This window comes from Mesorhizobium sp. WSM4847 (assembly GCF_055811335.1).
Genome location: NZ_JBVVPY010000015.1, coordinates 128,024 through 144,825 on the forward strand (window position 1 = coordinate 128,024; position 16,802 = coordinate 144,825).

Consider the following 16,802-nt stretch of genomic DNA (forward strand, 5'->3'; position numbering starts at 1 on the left):
CAAGTTGCTCTTGTAATTCCAATCGAAATTCTTTCTTAATTCTCCGCATGACCCTGGACCAACTGCGGATATTTGTTGCTGTCGCCGAACGGGGGCACATGACCAAGGCGGCCGAGCTGCTGGGCATTTCCCAGTCGGCCGCCTCGGCCGCCATCCGCTCGCTCGAACAGCAGCATGGCGTCCAGCTGTTCAACCGGGTCGGTCGCAACATCGAACTGGCGCAGACCGGGCGCAGGTTTCTGCCCGAGGCGAAGGCCGTGCTCGAACGGGTGGCTGCCGCCCACGACGTGCTGGAGCACGTCTCGCAGACGATCACCGGCAGCCTTTCCATCGCCGCCAGCCAGACCATCGCCAGCTACTGGCTGCCGCGCCGGCTGGCCTCCTTCCACGAGGCCTATCCCGCCGTCAGGCTGAGCGTGACCATCGGCAACACCAGGCAGGTTGAGACCACCGTACTCGACGGTACGGCTGATTTTGGCCTGGTCGAGGGGCGCACTGAATCGGACATATTGCGGCGCGCCAAGGTGGATGTGGATCGCCTGATGCTGGTCGTGGCGCATTCGCATCCCGAGATCGCCGAAGTCTCGCGCGGGCATCCCGATATCAGGGAACTCCGCTGGATCATCAGGGAAGGCGGATCGGGCACGCGCGAGGTGCTGGAAGATCTTGCCCGCCGCGAAGGGATATCGTTCGCAGAGCTGCGGATATTCCTGGTGCTGCCGAGCAACGAGGCGGTCCGTCAGGCGGTCGAGGCCGGCGCCGGCGCCACCATCATTTCGGAGCTCGTTGTCGAACGCGCGGTCGCCGAGGGCAGCCTGCGAGCCGTGCCGATCGATCTGCCAAAGCGCGATTTCGCCATGATCACGCATCGTGACCGGCAGGCAAGTCTGGCCCAGATGGCGCTCAAGGCGCATCTGGGCGTGAGGGCCGGCGAGACCGTCCGCGGGTAAGCCGGGTCAGCCGAATTTCCGCTGCGCATCGAGCGCCAGCCCAAGCCCGACCGAGCCGAACATATCACCTTCGATGACCGACGCCTGCGGCACCAGGGCCAGTATCTGCTGCCTTGCCAGCGGGATGGCGGTCGATCCGCCGGTCAGGAACACCGCGGTGATGTCGGACGGTTTCACCTGCGCGTCGCGGATCGTCTCACCAACCGTCGCGGCCACCCGTTCGATATCCCTGGCGATCGTGTCGTCGATCCCGGCGCGCGTAATTTCGGTCGCAAACCTCGCTCCCGTCAGCGCGACCATCACCTCGGCGGACGGTTGCTCCGTCAGCTCGATCTTGGCCCTCTCGACCAAAGCGGCCAGCGCGTGCCCGTAACGATGCTCGACGATGTCGATGAGGCGGTCGACCAGGTCGGCGCGTTCCGCCTCGTAGCGGATCTGGCGCAGATGCGTCATCGCGCGGGCGGTGTAGACCAGATTGATGCGCTGCCATGTCGCCAGGTCGATGAAGTAGCTGGCCGGCAAGTTGCGCTTGCCGTCCTTGGTCGGCGAGAGGTAGCCGAGCTGCGGCATCACATGGGCGATGCTCAACAGCCGGTCGAAGTCGGTGCCGCCGATGTGGATGCCTCGGCTGGCCAGAATGTCGTCCTTGCGATCCAGGGAGCGGGCGCGCTGCGGCGAGACCCGCACGATCGAGAAGTCGGACGTGCCGCCGCCCATGTCGACGATCAGCGCCAGCTCTTCGCCCGTCACCGTCTGCTCGTAGTCGAGCGCCGCCGCGATCGGCTCGAACTGGAAGGCGATATGCTTGAAGCCCTGGGTGCGGGCCGCGTTTTCGAGTTCACCTTCGGCCTTGGCATCGGCCTCGGCATCGTCGTCGACGAACTGCACGGGACGACCGAGCACCACGCTTTCAACCGTATCGTCCGCATCCTCTTCCAGCCTTTTCCTGAGATGGCCGACGAACAGGCCGATGATCTCGGTGAAGGCGATCGATCGGGTTTTGATGCGCGTCTTTTCATGGACCAGCGTACCGCCGAGTACGCTCTTCAGCGAGCGCATCAGGCGACCCTCGATGCTGTCGGTATAGTTGGCGATGGCGCGGCGCCCAAAGTAGGTGCGGTTGTCCTCGAAATTGAAGAACACCGCGCTGGGCAGGGTCACCTCGCCGTCTTCCAGCGCCACCAGTTGCGGCTGCCCGTCCCTGATCACGCCGACGGTGGAATTCGAAGTGCCGAAGTCGATACCGCCGAATGCTGGTCGCATCGCAAAGTCCTGTATTTTTGATTTGGGGAGCGACAGCCGGTGTTCGGCCGGGCCGGGGTCGCGGTCTAACCCACGAGCGTAAAAAGGGGAACCGCCTTTTGAAGAGAGTTTAATCCTTCCGGAAGACGAGCCTTCCGAGCCAGCCTGTCAGCATGGCCAACGACACTGCGAAGACGCCATACAGGAAAGAATAATCGTGGGCGACGCGGAAGATCGACTGTTCGAAACCGGATTTGCGGATTTCGAGCTGGGCGGAGCTTTCCTTGATGAACAGGCCGCTCTTGAACAGGAACGCGCGTGCCTTGTGGGTGCCGACCGGAACATTGGGGGCGAGCCTGACGGTGGCGCGGAACAGGTTCTGCGACAGGAACTGCACGCCGCCCACATTCACGCTGTAGAGGCCGGTCGCCGTCTTGCGCTCGCGCAGCGCCGCGGTGAACTCCTCGATGGTCGCCGGACTGTCGCCAGCGTCGGCCGGCTGCATATAGATGTTGGCGGCGCCGAGCGACAGTTGCTTGTAGCTGTTGGGGTCGGTGACGTCCTGCAGCGGCCGCGTCGTCGCCACCGAATAGGACACCGGCACATTCTTGAAGGTCTCGGACTCCAGATTGATCCAGATGCCGAGCACCCGGTCCTTGCGGCGCACGACGACCTTCCGGGCCGGACCCTCAAGCACGACCACGATGTCGTAGCGCCCCTGGCGCGCGACACGCGGGTCGGCATTTTCCAATGAGCCGAAGATGGTGAGGTCGGCGCCGGAAAAGCCGGCGGTGATTGAGACATGGTCGGTGGACAGGCCGATCTGGATGTTTTCGGTAACCGGCGTCTGCGCTCTTGCCGGTGACGAGGCGGCGAACAGCGACAGCGAGGCAACGGCCAGGAACGTCCTAAAACCCGCCATCAGGTCGGATCCGCGCCGGACAGCGAATAGAGGCTGGGCGGGGTCACGAACAGATCGATGGCGAGCCGGATGGCAACCGCCAGGACCAGCAGTGCGAGCAGCGCCCTGAGCTGCTCGCCGCGCAGCCTTTGGCCGGCCTTGGCGCCGTATTGCGCGCCGGCGACGCCGCCCGCCATCAACAAGAAGGCGAGCATGACGTCGACCGTCTGGTTGGTGGTGGCATGGACCAGCGTGGTGTAGGCCGAGGTGAAGATGATCTGGAACAGCGAGGTGCCGACGACGACGTTGGTCGGCACTTTCAAGAGATAGATCAGCGCCGGCACCATGATGAAGCCGCCGCCGACGCCCATGATCGACGACAGGAAACCGATGCCGGCGCCGAGGCCGAGCACCGGGATGACGCTGACGAACAGCTTCGAGGCCCTGAACCGCATTTTCAGCGGCAAGCGGTGGATCCAGTTGTGCTGGCCGGATTTCTTCAGCACCGGTGCCGCGCCGCTGCGCGTGGCGCGCAGCGCATTGACGCTCTCGACCAGCATCAGCCCGCCGACGGTGCCGAGCAGCACGACATAGAGCAGCGAGATGAACAGGTCGAGCTGGCCGAGCCGGCGCAAGAAGCCAAAGACGAAGATGCCGCCGGTCGAGCCGACGATGCCGCCGGCCAAAAGCACACCGCCGAGCTTGAAGTCGAGCGTGCCGCGCTTCACGTGCGACAATGCGCCGGAGAAGGAGGAGGCGATGACCTGGTTGGCGCCGGTGGCGACTGCGATCGCCGGCGGTATGTTGTAGAAGATCAGCAGCGGCGTGATCAGGAAGCCGCCGCCCACTCCGAACATGCCCGAGAGGAAACCCACCGCCGCGCCCATGGCCAGCAGCACGAAGATGTTGACGGAAATTTCCGCGATCGGGAGATAGATGCCCACCCGTCAGTCTCGATCAGTTTGCCCGTCGGCGAATGCAACCGTGGCGGGCATTCGCGCCAAAAGCCTGTCCGTTCTTGCGCCGGCCGGGCGGCGAAGTCAAACCTCGCCACGTCGCCGAAACAAAAAACAACTCAATCAGTTAACAGGCAAATGTGTGGCAAAGGCGTCGCGGAAACGACGCATCTGACGTTATTTGCGCGCAAGCAGCACCTTGACCAGCTTTTCGTCGACCGTGCCGGTAGGCTTCAGCTCGTTGTCGGTCTGGAAAGCCATGATGGCATCCTTGGTTTTCTGGCCCATCACGCCGTCGTCATTGCCGGCCTCGTAGCCGTTCTTGTTGAGAATACGCTGGATGTTCTGAACGACCTTCTTCATGTCGACGCTGGCGGTCGTCTGCGGCGTGCCATCCTGCCACGATTCGGGAATATCGGCCGAATTTGCCGCAGGATCGAGCGGCTTTGCCTTCCACAGCTCCGTGGCGGCGCGTGCGCGTTCGAGCTGCTCGGGCCTGAGCGCCTTGGCGATCTCGTCGCGCTTTGCCGCCGCATCCTTGTCGCCGGTCTTGGCGACGAGCGCGAACCATTTGTAGGACTCTTCGAGATTCTGCTTCATGCCGACGCCCTTCGCCGCCAGGATGCCGAGATTGAACTGGCTGTCCTTGACGCCGAGATCGGCGGCGGCCTGGAACCAGTGCGCGGCCGATTCATTGTCGGTCACGCCGTCCGCCGCCATGGCGAAGAGCACGGCGAGGTTGTGCATGGCGCTGGCGTTGCCCTGCGCGGCGGCGAGCTGGTACCAGGTCTTCGCCTTCTTGACGTCGCGCGCGACGCCGGTGCCCTTCTCGTAAAAGTTGCCGATGCGGTATTCCGCCGGTGCGAAGCCGAGCTCGGCTGATTTCTCGTACCATTTGGCGGCCGCTGCCATGTCTTGCTTGACGCCGCGCGATTCGGCGTAGCGCGAGCCGATCTCGAACAGTGCCTTGGCGTCGCCGCCGGCCGCTGCGTCACGCAAGGCAGCCGGGCCGGCATCGGCTGGAATGTCGATCTTGGCAGTGGCCGCCGCCGTCGAAGCAACCGCTGACGTGACCGTGCCGGTCATGTCCTGGGTCGCGGGCGTGGTGTCCGGCGCGGTGGCCATTGGTTCGGCGTCCGCAGCCGTCGGGCCCGCAGGTGCCGACGCTGTCACGTTCGCCGCCGCCGGATCGGGCGACGTCGTTGAAGCCATTGGCGCAGGAACAGGCTCGGCCGCGGACCCTGAGTCGATCGGCGTTTCGGCATCCGCCGATCTTCCGCCATATGACGGCGTGACGATGGCGGCCTGCGCCGGCATGTCGTCCTCGGCTACCGATTCGGATGGCTCTGCCTGCCGGACAGCGTGGTCTGGTGCGCTATCCCCTGCAGTTTCTGTGTCCGTCTTCGGCTCGTTGACGGTACCGATCGATGCGCTTTCCGCTGGCTGCGCGGCCGCCATCGGCGCCGTATCGCTGCTGGCAATATCGATCGGGTCGGAGACAAAGGCCTTGCCTAATTGCAGGCCGGCGAGCGCCAGCATGACCGCGGCGGCTGCCATCAGAATCGGCTTGCGTCGCGCCTTGAGCAAGTCGCCGATCCTGAGCGCCTTTACCGGCCCCCTCATCGTCGATTGCCGCTTGAGAGCGTCGGCCTCGGCAGCGGCCGCTTGCGCCGCGCGCCTGGCTGCGGCGATGAAGTCGGATTTCGATGCGTCGGCATTGCCGGCCCTGCCGGGGGGGCCGCGTTCGTCGCGCACGCGCTTCATGATGGCGTTGAGGTCAGGTGGGCCGGAGCCGGGCTCCAGCGGCCGGTTGGCAACCTTCGGGTCCAGCGGCTCGTCGAGATCGGCAACCGGTATCTCAACATCAGGCGCGGAGCCGGCAAGCGGTGGAACAATCGTCTCCTTCTTGGCCTTGAAGGCGCGCGCCAGTCCGCCGAGCATCGACTTCCGGCCGCCGGTCGGCTGGCTTTTTTCCGACGTGTCCGAGCCAAGCGCCGCCATGGCCGCGGCCGCGGCGGCTTCGGCCGGCGTGCGCGTGCTCGGTTCGCTATGGGAACCTGGTTCATCGCTGATCATGGCAGAGACATGGCTGTCGAGGTCGGCCATGTCTTCCGTCAGCGGCAGTGGCTGGTCGATGTCCATGGACGGCGCGTCACGTACGGCCATCTTTGACGATCGCACGCCGCGCCAACTGTCCGGCTCTGCCGGTTGCGTATTCAGAAGTTCGCTCACAGCGTCGGTCGGCTCGCCGGTTTCCAGCGAGCCCAGCCGGTCGACGATCTTGAGCAGCGTGTCGTGGATGGCTTCGAAGGTCCTCGAATTGCGCTCGTCGGAACGGCGCGTCAGTGCTTCGAGCGTCTTCAGATCCTGGGCGAGGCCAGAGACGGCCGCCGTGTTGGCACTGGAGCCCGCCAACGAACGGACGGCGCTCTCGGCTGCCTCGCGCGCCGCGCTGAGGATGGAATCGCGGGTGCCAGCCAGCGACTTCTCGATTTCGTTGAGACGAGGGCTGATATCCTCCAATTCCGGCAGTGGCGCGCCGGGTTTCGAAAGGTGCGCCGAAAGGCCCGCGACCTGCGCTTCCAGGCTGCGGATCAGGGCCGGGTCGATACCGGCGACTTGTGCCGCCGATGAATCCAGCCGGATTGAAATGTCTTCGAGCCGGCTTTCCAGGCCACGGATCGCGGCTTCACCTGCGTGATCGGGAACGCGCGTCTCCAAGCGCTTGGCCAGCGCGCTGAAGCGGGCGTCGAGGGCGTCCATGATGCCGGCCCCGTCGATCTGCGGCATGCGCTGGTCCAGCCTGTCGCCAACTTCGTCCAGCCGGCGCTCGAGATCGCGAAACAGCATGTTGCCTTGTTCGATCGCGTCGCCCTGGCGACGCTCCATCATGCCGGACAGCACGTCGAAACGCTGTTCCAGCCCCTGGAAGATATAGTCGGCGTCCGGCATGGTAGGCGCCCGGTCGATCTTGTCGGCAATAAGCGCGATCTGCTTGTCGAGACGCTCCATCGCCTGCTCAGGCAAATTGGCCCGGCTGGCAAGATCGTCGACCCGGCTCGACAGCATGTTGAGGCGGTCGATGACCTCGCCACTGGGGTGGACTTGCGTCACTTCCTCGATCTGTTCGGCAAGCGAGGCGATCCGCTTCTCGATACGCTCGAATGCTTCGGGGTCGAATGAATTGGCCTGCGCGGCGACGGTCGAGGCGACGATGGCGCGGGAAATCTCGTCCAGCCGCTCGTCGATCATTGCGAATGTGCTGCTGCCGAGGCTGTCCTGCTGGCGGGCGAAATGCTCGACGGCGCCGGCAAGCGTGCGGACCTTCTCTTCGAGCGAACGCAGCGACAGCGATTCCGGCAGATTGTTGACGGCATTGCTGATCTGTTCGAGCCGTTCGGTCAGCATCGAAAGACCGGGTGCGTCCGACCGCTGTCGCTGATCGGCATCGACACGATCCTCGAACGCGGTCCAGCGGCGGTCGAACTCGTCCCAGCGGCGGCCGACCGCCTGCACACTCTCCTCGCGCGCCAATGTGTCGAGCGCGGCCTTGACCTGCTCCAGATCGAGCCGGAGCATGTTGACGCTTCTGTCGTCGCTCTTTTCGGCCAGGGACTGGATGGCGCCGGAAAGCCGCTCGAACTCGACGCCGAGTTCGGCGCTGCCTTTGCCTCCCGTCGATTGGCCACCCGGCTCGGTGCTTGCCTGGAAAGCCCGCTCGATGTCGTTGCGCAGCGCTTCGAATTCGCGCTGCAGGCCGGCGGTCATCTGGTGGCGCAGTTCCTCGCGCAGGCCGCGCAATTCGCCGGCGATCTTGCCGACCACGGCGACGCCGTCCTCCTGGCCGCGCACGCGGTCGATGTCGCGGGCGATCGCCTGGTAATTCTGGTCGAAGGCAGCCGGCGCCGGGCTTTTCGGCGGCTGCTCGGGGCGCGGATCCTCATAGGGCCGGGCGCTGGCATAGCGCGGCTCCGCGCTCAGCCGGCGCGGATCGGGACGTTCGCTCAAGTCCTCGCGCGTCCGCTCCAGCCGCTGCTCCAGCGTTTCCAGGGAACGGTTGAGCTGTTCAAGCGTGGTGTATGGCCTGCGCTGCCGGCCGGTGTTGAGTGTATCGAGATAGGACCGCTTGCTGTTCATCGATGCGCCCGTTCAGTTTCACTGCTGGCTTTATGACCAGTTCCCAAAGTCCTGCCGGAAACGAAGACGGCCGCGGCTTTGCTGCGGTGGGCTCCGAAACCGTGAAAAATTCGCTACAGGATAACCACGGGTGACCGACATGCGCACAATTCGCCCAACGTGGTAAACAACGCGTTAACCAAGCTTAAGAAGTTGCAACGATGTTGACGAGCGCCTGAAGCGCCGCCGGGCCATGCGGTGGCGGATGCGGCAAAAAGGTCCTCCCGCACGACGCCCTTGCTTCGTGAGGCGGCTATCGGTATAGAATTGACGTAAACGTAAGGGTGCAGATTGTGCCGTTTGCGATTTTGTTTGTTGAAACCACGAGTGGAAGCACGCCCCCGCTTCGACTCAGGCGACGCACGGTCCAGGGCCGCGGCGCCACCAGATGGGGAAAGCCAGTGACCATGAAACTTGTTTCGCCCGGCGAAGCCGCGGCCAATACCAATGACATGTCCGATAAAGCCGGCGAGGATCTTGTCCGCATCGGCGAGATGGCCAAGAAATACGGAGTAACGCTGCGTACGCTGCGTTTCTACGAGGACAAGGGCCTTCTCAATCCGCAGCGCGACGGCTCGACCCGTCTCTACACGCGCCGCGACAAGGCGCGGCTGAAGCTGATCCTGCTCGGCCGCAAGGTCGGGTTCTCGCTGCGCGACGTCAAGCAAATGATGGACCTCTACGACCCCAGCGGTTCCAACACCAAGCAGTTGCGACTGACGCTCGACAAGTCGGAGAAGCAGCTTGCCCGCCTGCAGAAGCAGCGGGCTCTGATCGACGATGCCATCAACGAGTTGAGCAACTCGATGGCGGCGGTGCGTCAGATGCTGAGCGAACGCTCGGCGCCGCAGGCCAGCGTCGCCGGGTAATTCTTCGCCCGTTTCCGGTGAACCTTCTGGGAGAGAGCCGCGTGGGCCTTGGCTGCGCGGCTCTTCCCTTTGTCTTGCGGCTGCGACGGGACGAATATCTTTCAATGTTCGGACTGGCTACGGCCAGCGCCGTTACGCTATGAGCGAGCGGCGGGGATTAATTTGTCGCATCAAAAAATTGACGTTTACGCAAACGTCAACTTTTGCTATTCCGACCTGAACGTTGGTCCGCATGCCCGTCTGACTTCACATTGGGGATTCGGGGCCAAGGCCGCATGGTGGAGGAAATGCATGCCGATCTACAGGGCGCCGGTCCAGGACACGCTGTTTGTGCTGAAAGAAGTGCTGGGCTACCAGCGCTATTCCAATCTTCCCGGATTTTCCGACGCGACGCCGGACGTCGTCGAGGCCATCCTCGCCGAGGGCGCCAAGCTCGCTGAAAATGTCATGCAGCCGCTGAACCGCGTCGGCGACATGGAAGGCTGCGAGCGCCATGGCGACGGTTCGGTGACGACGCCGAAGGGCTTCAAGGAGGCCTTCGACCAATACCGCGAGGGCGGCTGGTTGGGGCTGGCCGCACCCGTCGAATTTGGCGGCCAGGGTCTGCCTTACGCGGTGCATACCGCTGTTTCCGAATATATGATTTCGGCCAACATGTCGCTGATGATGTACCCCGGCCTGACGCAGGGCGCAATCGCCGCGATCATTACCCATGGCACCGACGAGCAGAAGGCGCTCTGGTTGCCGAAGCTGGTCGAAGGCGTCTGGACCGGCACCATGAACCTGACCGAGCCGCATTGCGGCACCGATCTCGGCCTGCTACGCACCAGGGCGGTTCCCAATGGCGACGGCACCTACAGGATCTCAGGCCAGAAGATCTTCATATCGGCCGGTGAGCACGACCTGGCGGACAACATCGTCCACCTGGTGCTGGCCCGCATCGACGGCGCGCCGGAAGGCGTGAAGGGCATTTCGCTGTTCATCGTGCCGAAACTCAAGCTCGATGCATCAGGCAATCCTGGCGAGAAGAACACCGTCTCCTGCGGCTCGATCGAGGAGAAGATGGGCATCCATGGCAATTCGACCTGCGTCATGAATTATGACGAGGCACAAGGCACGCTGCTTGGCGAGACGAATGGCGGGCTGAAAGCCATGTTCACGATGATGAACGAAGCGAGGCTCGGCGTCGGCCTGCAGGGGCTCTCTCTGTCGGAGGTCGCCTACCAGAACGCTGTGTCCTATGCCAAGGATCGCCTGCAGGGACGCTCGCTGTCTGGGCCGAAGGCGCCGGACAAGAAGGCCGACCCGATCATCGTCCACCCCGATATCCGCCGCAGCCTGATGACCATGAAGGCCTTCAACGAGGCCGGTCGCGCACTGGCACTGTGGACGGCGATCAAGTCCGATATCGCCCACCGTGCCAGTGACGACAGGGACCGCCAGGCCGCCGACGACTACACCGGGCTGATGACGCCGGTGGTCAAGGGCGTGCTCACCGACAAAGGTTTCGACCACGCAGTGATGGCGCAGCAAGTGTTCGGCGGGCACGGCTATATCGAAGAGCACGGCATGAGCCAGTTCGTGCGCGATGCCCGCATCGCCATGATCTACGAGGGTGCCAACGGCATCCAGGCGCTCGACCTCGTCGGCCGCAAGCTGGCCTTGAATGGCGGCCGTGCCGTGCAGGCCTTCTTCAAGGAGGTCGGCGAGTTCTGCGAGGAGAACCGCACTGACGAGAAGATGGCGCCCTTTACCAAGGCGCTGAAGAAGGGCCTCAACGATCTGCAGGCGGCGACGATGTGGCTGATGCAGAACGGCATGGCCAAGCCCGATAACGCCGGTGCCGCCTCGACCGACTACATGCATCTCTTCGGCCTGGTGGCGCTGGGCTATATGTGGGCGCAGATGGCCAAGGCGGCCGGGGCGAAATTGGCGAACGGCGCCAATGGTTCTTCGGCGTTCTACGATAGCAAGCTGGTGACGGCGCGCTTCTTCATGGAGCGGATCATGCCGGAAACGTCGGCGCACCTCGCCCGCATCTCCAGCGGCGCCGATACATTGATGGCACTGCCGGCGGAAGCGTTCTAAGCTCGATTTTCCCTCCCCCTCGAGGGCAGGGTGGCCCGAAGGGCCGAGAGGGGTCCTGCGTGCAGTGCGCCGACCTGGTTGGCGCCTTGGGAGGAGAATGATCGCGTTGCCTCAAATCCATGTCAGTTTCGAACAGCAGTAAGATAAGATCGAGCACTTCATCGGCGACCCCACCCGGCCCTTCGGGCCACCCTCCCCTCGAGGGGAGGGGGGACGTCGGCGCAAGGGAGAAACAGCATGACCAACCCCGCCGAAATTCTTGGCCTTCCCAAACCAGCCTGGGCGGCGGACGAGGTCGGCATGCTCTACGACATGGCGCACCGCTTCATGTCGGAAGAGATCGCGCCACGCTATGACGAGTTCGAGAAGAACGAGATGGTCGACCGTGAGTGCTGGCTGAAGGCGGGCGCGGCCGGTCTGCTCTGTGCCTCGATGCCGGAGGAATATGGCGGTTCGGGCGGGACGTTCGCGCATGAGAGCGCCATCATCGAGGCGATCGGCCATGTCGGCGTCGACGGTTTCGGCATCGGCCTGCACAATTCGATCGTCGCCCCTTACATCCTCCACTACGGCTCGGAGGAGCAGAAGAAGAAGTGGCTGCCGAAACTGGCGACCGGCGAGCTGATCGGCGCCATCGCCATGACCGAGCCCGGCGCCGGCTCCGACCTGCAAGGCGTCAAAACGCGCGCCGAGAAGGACGGCAACCAGTACAAGGTCAACGGCTCAAAAACCTTCATCACCAACGGCCAGCTCGCCAATTTCATCATAATTGTCACCAAGACCGACCCGGAGAAGGGCGCCAAGGGCACTTCGCTGATCGTCGTCGAGACCGACGAGGTGGAAGGGTTCGAGCGCGGCCGCAACCTCGACAAGATCGGGCTCAAGGCCAACGACACGTCGGAACTGTTCTTCAACGATATGCGCGTGCCGACCTCCAATCTGCTCGGCCACGAGGAAGGCCAGGGCTTCGTCCAGTTGATGCAGCAATTGCCGCAGGAGCGGCTGCAGATCGGCACCGGCGCCATCGCCATGGTCGAACGGGCGCTGGCGTTGACCATCGGCTACGTCAAGGAGCGCAAGGCCTTCGGCAAGGCGATAATCGATTTCCAGAACACCCAGTTCAAGCTGGCCGAACTGAAGACCGAGGCGACCATAGGCCGGGTCTTCTACAATGACTGCGTCGCCCGCCATATCAATGGAGGCCTCGACCCGGTGACAGCCTCGATGGCCAAATACTGGCTGTCAGACCTGCAGGGAAAAGTCGTCGATGAATGCCTTCAATTGCATGGCGGCTATGGCTACATGAATGAGTATCCGATCGCCCGCATGTTCCGCGACGCGCGCGTCCAGCGCATCTACGGCGGCACCAACGAGATCATGAAATTGCTGATCGGGCGCTCTCTCTGAGAGACTTTCAGCAAACCAAGGAGCAGGAAAATGGCCGAAGCTTATGTCTATGACGCCGTGCGCACGCCGCGCGGCAGGGGCAAGAAGGATGGCTCGCTGCACGAGGTGCCGGCGGTGCGGCTCGGCGCCAAGGTGCTCGAGGCGATCCGTGACCGCAATGGGCTGGACACCGGCGCCGTCGACGACATCATCTTCGGCTGCGTCGATCCGGTCGGCGAGGCGGGCTCTGTCATTCCGCGCGCCGCCGCCTTCGAGGCCGGTTACGACACGAAAGCGCCCGGCATGCAGATCTCGCGTTTCTGCGCCTCTGGCCTGGATGCCATCAATTTCGGCGCCGCCAAGATCGCGCAAGGCGCCGACGAGATCGTCATCGCCGGCGGCGTCGAATCGATGTCGCGCGTCGGCATGGGCGCATCCGGCGGCGCCTGGTTCATGGACCCCTCGGTCGGCCTGCCGGGCTGGTTTGTGCCGCAAGGCATCTCGGCCGATCTGATCGCCACGAAGTACGGCTTTTCGCGCGACGACGTCGACGCCTATGCGGTCGAAAGCCAGAAGCGCGCCGCCAAAGCCTGGGGCGAAGGCCGCTTCAAGAATTCGGTGATCTCGATCAAGGACCAGAACGGCCTGACCATCCTCGACCACGATGAGCACATGCGGCCTTCGACCGATATGCAATCGCTGGCGGCCCTCAACCCGTCTTTCGTCATGCCCGGCGAAATGGGCGGCTTCGATGCCGTCGCGGTGCAGAAGCATCCCGAGGTGGAGGAGGTCAATCACGTCCACCACGCCGGCAATTCGTCCGGCATCGTCGACGGCGCGGCGGCCGTTCTGCTCGGCTCGAAGAAGGCTGGAAAGTCGCTCGACCTGAAGCCGCGCGCTCGCATCCGTGCATTCGCCAATATCGGTTCGGAGCCGGTGCTGATGCTGACCGGTCCGGTCGACGTGACCGAGAAGCTGCTGAAGCGTGCCAGGATGAAGCTGTCGGACATTGATCTGTTCGAGCTCAACGAGGCGTTCGCCTCGGTGGTGCTGCGCTACATGCAGGCTTTCGACATTTCGCACGACAGGATCAACGTCAATGGCGGCGCCATCGCAATGGGCCATCCGCTCGGCGCAACCGGTGCGATGATTTTCGGAACGGTGCTGGACGAACTGGAGCGCCGGGACCTGAACACCGCGCTGGTGACGCTCTGCATCGGCGCCGGCATGGGCACCGCAACGATCATCGAACGCGTCTGACGGGAGAGAGACCGATGAGCTACACCAACTTCACCCTCGACATCGACGCCGATGGCATCGCGCTGGTCACCTGGGACATGCCCGACCGCTCGATGAACGTCTTCACCGAAGAGGCGATGCTGGAGCTGAACGCCATCGTCGACAAGGTGGCGAGCGACGCGTCGATAAAGGGGGCGGTGATCACCTCCGGCAAGGACACGTTCTCCGGCGGTGCCGACATCACCATGCTGCAGAAGATGCTGTCGAAGTTCGCAGCCGATAAAGCCAAGGACCTGGACAAGGCGACCAAGGCATTGTTCGACAATGCCGGCTACATGACCGGCTTGTTCCGCAAGCTGGAGACCTCAGGCAAGCCGTGGGTATCGGCGATCAACGGCACCTGCATGGGCGGTGCGTTCGAGCTGTCGCTCGCTTGCCATGGCCGTGTCGCGGCCGATTCCGACAAGGTCAAGATGGCGCTCCCCGAAGTGAAGATCGGCATCTTCCCGGGTGCCGGCGGCACTCAGCGCGTGCCGCGGCTGACCGACCAGCAGCAGGCGCTGCAGATGCTGACTTCCGGCCAGACGCTGTCGCCGCAGAAGGCCAGGTCGATGGGCCTGATCCATGAGATTGCCGAACCGACGAAGTTGGTCGAAACCGCCAAAGCCATGATCAAAAATGGCTTGAAGCCAGTGGCGCCGTGGGACGAGAAGGGCTTCAAGCTGCCCGGCGGCCCGGTCTATTCGGTGGCCGGCGCCAATCTGTGGCCACCTGCAATCGCCATCCTGCGTCGCGAGACCTATGGCAACTATCCGGCCGCCGCGGCCATCCTGAAATGCGTCTATGAAGGCTTGCTGGTGCCGTTCGACACCGGCTTGCGCATCGAGCAGCGTTATTTCACCGAAATCATGCAGACCAGAGAAGCGGCGGCGATGATCCGCTCGCTGTTCGTGTCGCTGCAGGAACTGAACAAGGGCGCGCGTCGTCCGGCCGGCGTGCCGGAAACCAAGTTCAAGAAGATCGGCGTGCTCGGCGCCGGTTTCATGGGCGCCGGCATCGCCTATGTCACGGCCAAGGCCGGCATTCCGGTGGTGCTGCTCGACCGCGACATGGACGCTGCCGCCAAGGGCAAGGCGCATTCGGACAGCCTGATCTCGGATCAGGTCAGGAAGGGCCGCGCCAAGCCGGAGGATAAGGACAGGTTGCTGTCGCTGATCACGCCGACGGCGGACTATGCCGACCTCACAGGCTGCGACCTGGTGGTCGAAGCGGTATTCGAGGATTCGGGCGTCAAGAAGGACGCCACCGAAAAGGCGGAGGCCGTGCTGAAGGCGTCGGCGATCTTCGCGTCGAACACGTCCACCATCCCGATCACGTCGCTGGCGAAGAATTCGGCGCGGCCGAAGAATTTCATCGGCATCCATTTCTTCTCGCCGGTCGACAAGATGATGCTGGTCGAAATCATTCTGGGCAAGAAGACGGGCGACAAGGCGCTGGCCACCGCGATCGACTTCGTCCGCGCCATCAAGAAGACGCCGATCGTCGTCAACGACACGCGCGGCTTCTACGTCAACCGTTGCGTGCTGCGCTACATGTCGGAAGCCTACAAGATGCTCATCGAGGGCGTTCCGGCGCCGATGATCGAGAATGCGGCGAAGGCCGCCGGCATGCCGGTCGGCCCCTTGGCGCTGACGGATGAAACGGCGATCGACCTCGCGCAGAAGATCATGAAGCAGACCATGCGCGATCTCGGCGACAAGGCGGTCGACCCGAAGCAGATGACGCTGATCAACACGCTGGTCGACACGCATGGCCGCTTCGGCCGCAAGAACGGCAAGGGTTTCTACGACTATCCGCAAAAGCCTGCCAAGAAGAAGCTGTGGCCGGGCCTGAAGGATCTCTATCGGCAGTTGCCGCCTGAAAAGGTCGACTATGAGGAACTGAAGCAGCGGCTCCTGGTCATCATCGCGTTGGAGGCGGCCCGGGTGATGGAGGAGGGCATCGTCACCGATCCGCGCGAGGCCGATGTCGGCTCGATTCTCGCCTTCGGCTTCGCGCCCTTTACCGGCGGCGTGCTGTCCTACATCGACGGCATCGGCGCAAAAAAATTCGTCAAGATCGCCAAGGGTCTTCAGAAGAAGTACGGCGCCGAGTTCAAAGCGCCGAAGCTCCTGCTCGACATGGCAGAGAAGGGTGAGACTTTCTACGAACGCTTCGATCCCTATGCCAGGAGCGAGGCCAAGAAGGCGGCGTGACGCCGCCTTCGGTGGTGGACAAAATCACGGCCACCGGTTAGAACGGAGAAGGTATTTTTTCCTGTTCGGAAGGAGAGCAAAAGTGCTCTCGCATGACCGCGTATGGGCCGCCATCGATGCTCTCGCCGAGCGCTATTCGCTCTCGGCCTCGGGGCTGGCGAAACGCGCGGGCCTCGATTCGACCGCCTTCAACAAGTCGAAGCGGCTGTCCTCGGATGGGCGGCCGCGCTGGCCGTCGACCGAGTCGCTGGCCAAGATCATCGAGGCGACCGGCGCCTCGCTCGACGAATTCACCGGACTGGTCGAAGGCCGGGGCAAGACCGTTCCCGGATCTCTGCCGGCACAGACGTCTTCGGTGCCGCTGCTCGGCTTCGCCCAGGCCGGCGCCGGCGGCTTTTTCGACGATGCCGGCTTTCCCGTGGGCCAGGGCTGGGACCTGATCGAGCTTCCGGCACGGGCGACCGAAACCTCCTATGCGCTGCAGGTCCAGGGCGATTCCATGCTGCCGCTCTACCGCAACGGTGACGTGCTGATCGTCGAGCCGGGCGCCGCCACCCGCAAGGGCGATCGCGTCGTCGTCAAGACCTATGCCGGCGAGGTAATGGCCAAGGTGCTGGACCGTCAGACGGCGAAGTCGATCATGCTGGTCTCGCTCAATCCCGATCACCCGGATCGCGACATCCCGATGCGCGATGTCGAATGGGTGGCGCGGATTGTCTGGGCAAGCCAGTAGGGGCCGC

11 protein-coding genes are annotated in these 16,802 nt (G+C 63.6%); 7 read left to right on the forward strand and 4 right to left on the reverse strand.

Translation table 11 applies throughout. The features are described 5' to 3' along the window. Nucleotides 1-47: 47 nt before the first annotated feature. Nucleotides 48-950 (forward strand): LysR substrate-binding domain-containing protein, encoded by a 903-nt coding sequence (locus AC0L28_RS21935; RefSeq protein WP_473480141.1) that lies wholly within the window; start codon nucleotides 48-50, stop codon nucleotides 948-950. Nucleotides 951-956: 6 nt separating this feature from the next. Here AC0L28_RS21935 and AC0L28_RS21940 read toward each other — a convergent pair whose 3' ends face one another. The 4 genes from AC0L28_RS21940 to AC0L28_RS21955 all read right to left on the reverse strand — a co-directional run bounded on the left by AC0L28_RS21940 (nucleotide 957) and on the right by AC0L28_RS21955 (nucleotide 8,186). Next, on the reverse strand, nucleotides 957-2,213 hold the full coding sequence (locus AC0L28_RS21940; RefSeq protein ID WP_473480143.1) for an Hsp70 family protein: 1,257 nt from the start codon (nucleotides 2,211-2,213) through the stop codon (nucleotides 957-959). A gap of 109 nt (nucleotides 2,214-2,322) precedes the next feature. Further along, nucleotides 2,323-3,114, reverse strand: coding sequence for a TIGR02186 family protein (locus AC0L28_RS21945; protein WP_236379107.1), 792 nt, complete (start codon nucleotides 3,112-3,114; stop codon nucleotides 2,323-2,325). Continuing rightward, nucleotides 3,114-4,037: a sulfite exporter TauE/SafE family protein gene (locus tag AC0L28_RS21950; protein ID WP_023802164.1), complete on the reverse strand. Its 924-nt coding sequence runs from the start codon at nucleotides 4,035-4,037 to the stop codon at nucleotides 3,114-3,116. Before AC0L28_RS21950 ends, AC0L28_RS21945 begins: the two co-directional genes overlap by 1 nt. 189 nt (nucleotides 4,038-4,226) lie before the next feature. After that, complete coding sequence (locus tag AC0L28_RS21955; RefSeq protein WP_473480145.1) at nucleotides 4,227-8,186, reverse strand: peptidoglycan-binding protein; 3,960 nt, start codon at nucleotides 8,184-8,186, stop codon at nucleotides 4,227-4,229. Nucleotides 8,187-8,632: 446 nt separating this feature from the next. Between AC0L28_RS21955 and AC0L28_RS21960 the strand changes: the two genes are divergently transcribed. The 6 genes from AC0L28_RS21960 (at nucleotide 8,633) to AC0L28_RS21985 (ending at nucleotide 16,795) form a co-directional block, all read left to right on the forward strand. After that, nucleotides 8,633-9,094: a MerR family transcriptional regulator gene (locus AC0L28_RS21960; RefSeq protein WP_023802166.1), complete on the forward strand. Its 462-nt coding sequence runs from the start codon at nucleotides 8,633-8,635 to the stop codon at nucleotides 9,092-9,094. Between the two features lie 291 nt (nucleotides 9,095-9,385). Next, nucleotides 9,386-11,182 carry an acyl-CoA dehydrogenase gene (locus AC0L28_RS21965; RefSeq protein ID WP_023802167.1) on the forward strand — a complete coding sequence of 599 codons (1,797 nt, stop codon included), beginning with the start codon at nucleotides 9,386-9,388 and terminating at the stop codon, nucleotides 11,180-11,182. 237 nt (nucleotides 11,183-11,419) lie between these two features. Beyond that, complete coding sequence (locus tag AC0L28_RS21970) at nucleotides 11,420-12,589, forward strand: acyl-CoA dehydrogenase family protein (RefSeq protein WP_128170884.1); 1,170 nt, start codon at nucleotides 11,420-11,422, stop codon at nucleotides 12,587-12,589. A 30-nt stretch (nucleotides 12,590-12,619) separates the two neighbouring features. Continuing rightward, entirely contained in the window at nucleotides 12,620-13,828 is a 1,209-nt protein-coding gene (locus tag AC0L28_RS21975) for an acetyl-CoA C-acetyltransferase (protein WP_023802169.1), read from the forward strand. 14 nt (nucleotides 13,829-13,842) lie between these two features. Beyond that, nucleotides 13,843-16,062 carry a 3-hydroxyacyl-CoA dehydrogenase NAD-binding domain-containing protein gene (locus AC0L28_RS21980; protein WP_128177072.1) on the forward strand — a complete coding sequence of 740 codons (2,220 nt, stop codon included), beginning with the start codon at nucleotides 13,843-13,845 and terminating at the stop codon, nucleotides 16,060-16,062. 82 nt (nucleotides 16,063-16,144) lie between these two features. Continuing rightward, complete coding sequence (locus AC0L28_RS21985; RefSeq protein WP_128170882.1) at nucleotides 16,145-16,795, forward strand: S24 family peptidase; 651 nt, start codon at nucleotides 16,145-16,147, stop codon at nucleotides 16,793-16,795. Nucleotides 16,796-16,802 lie beyond the last annotated feature (7 nt).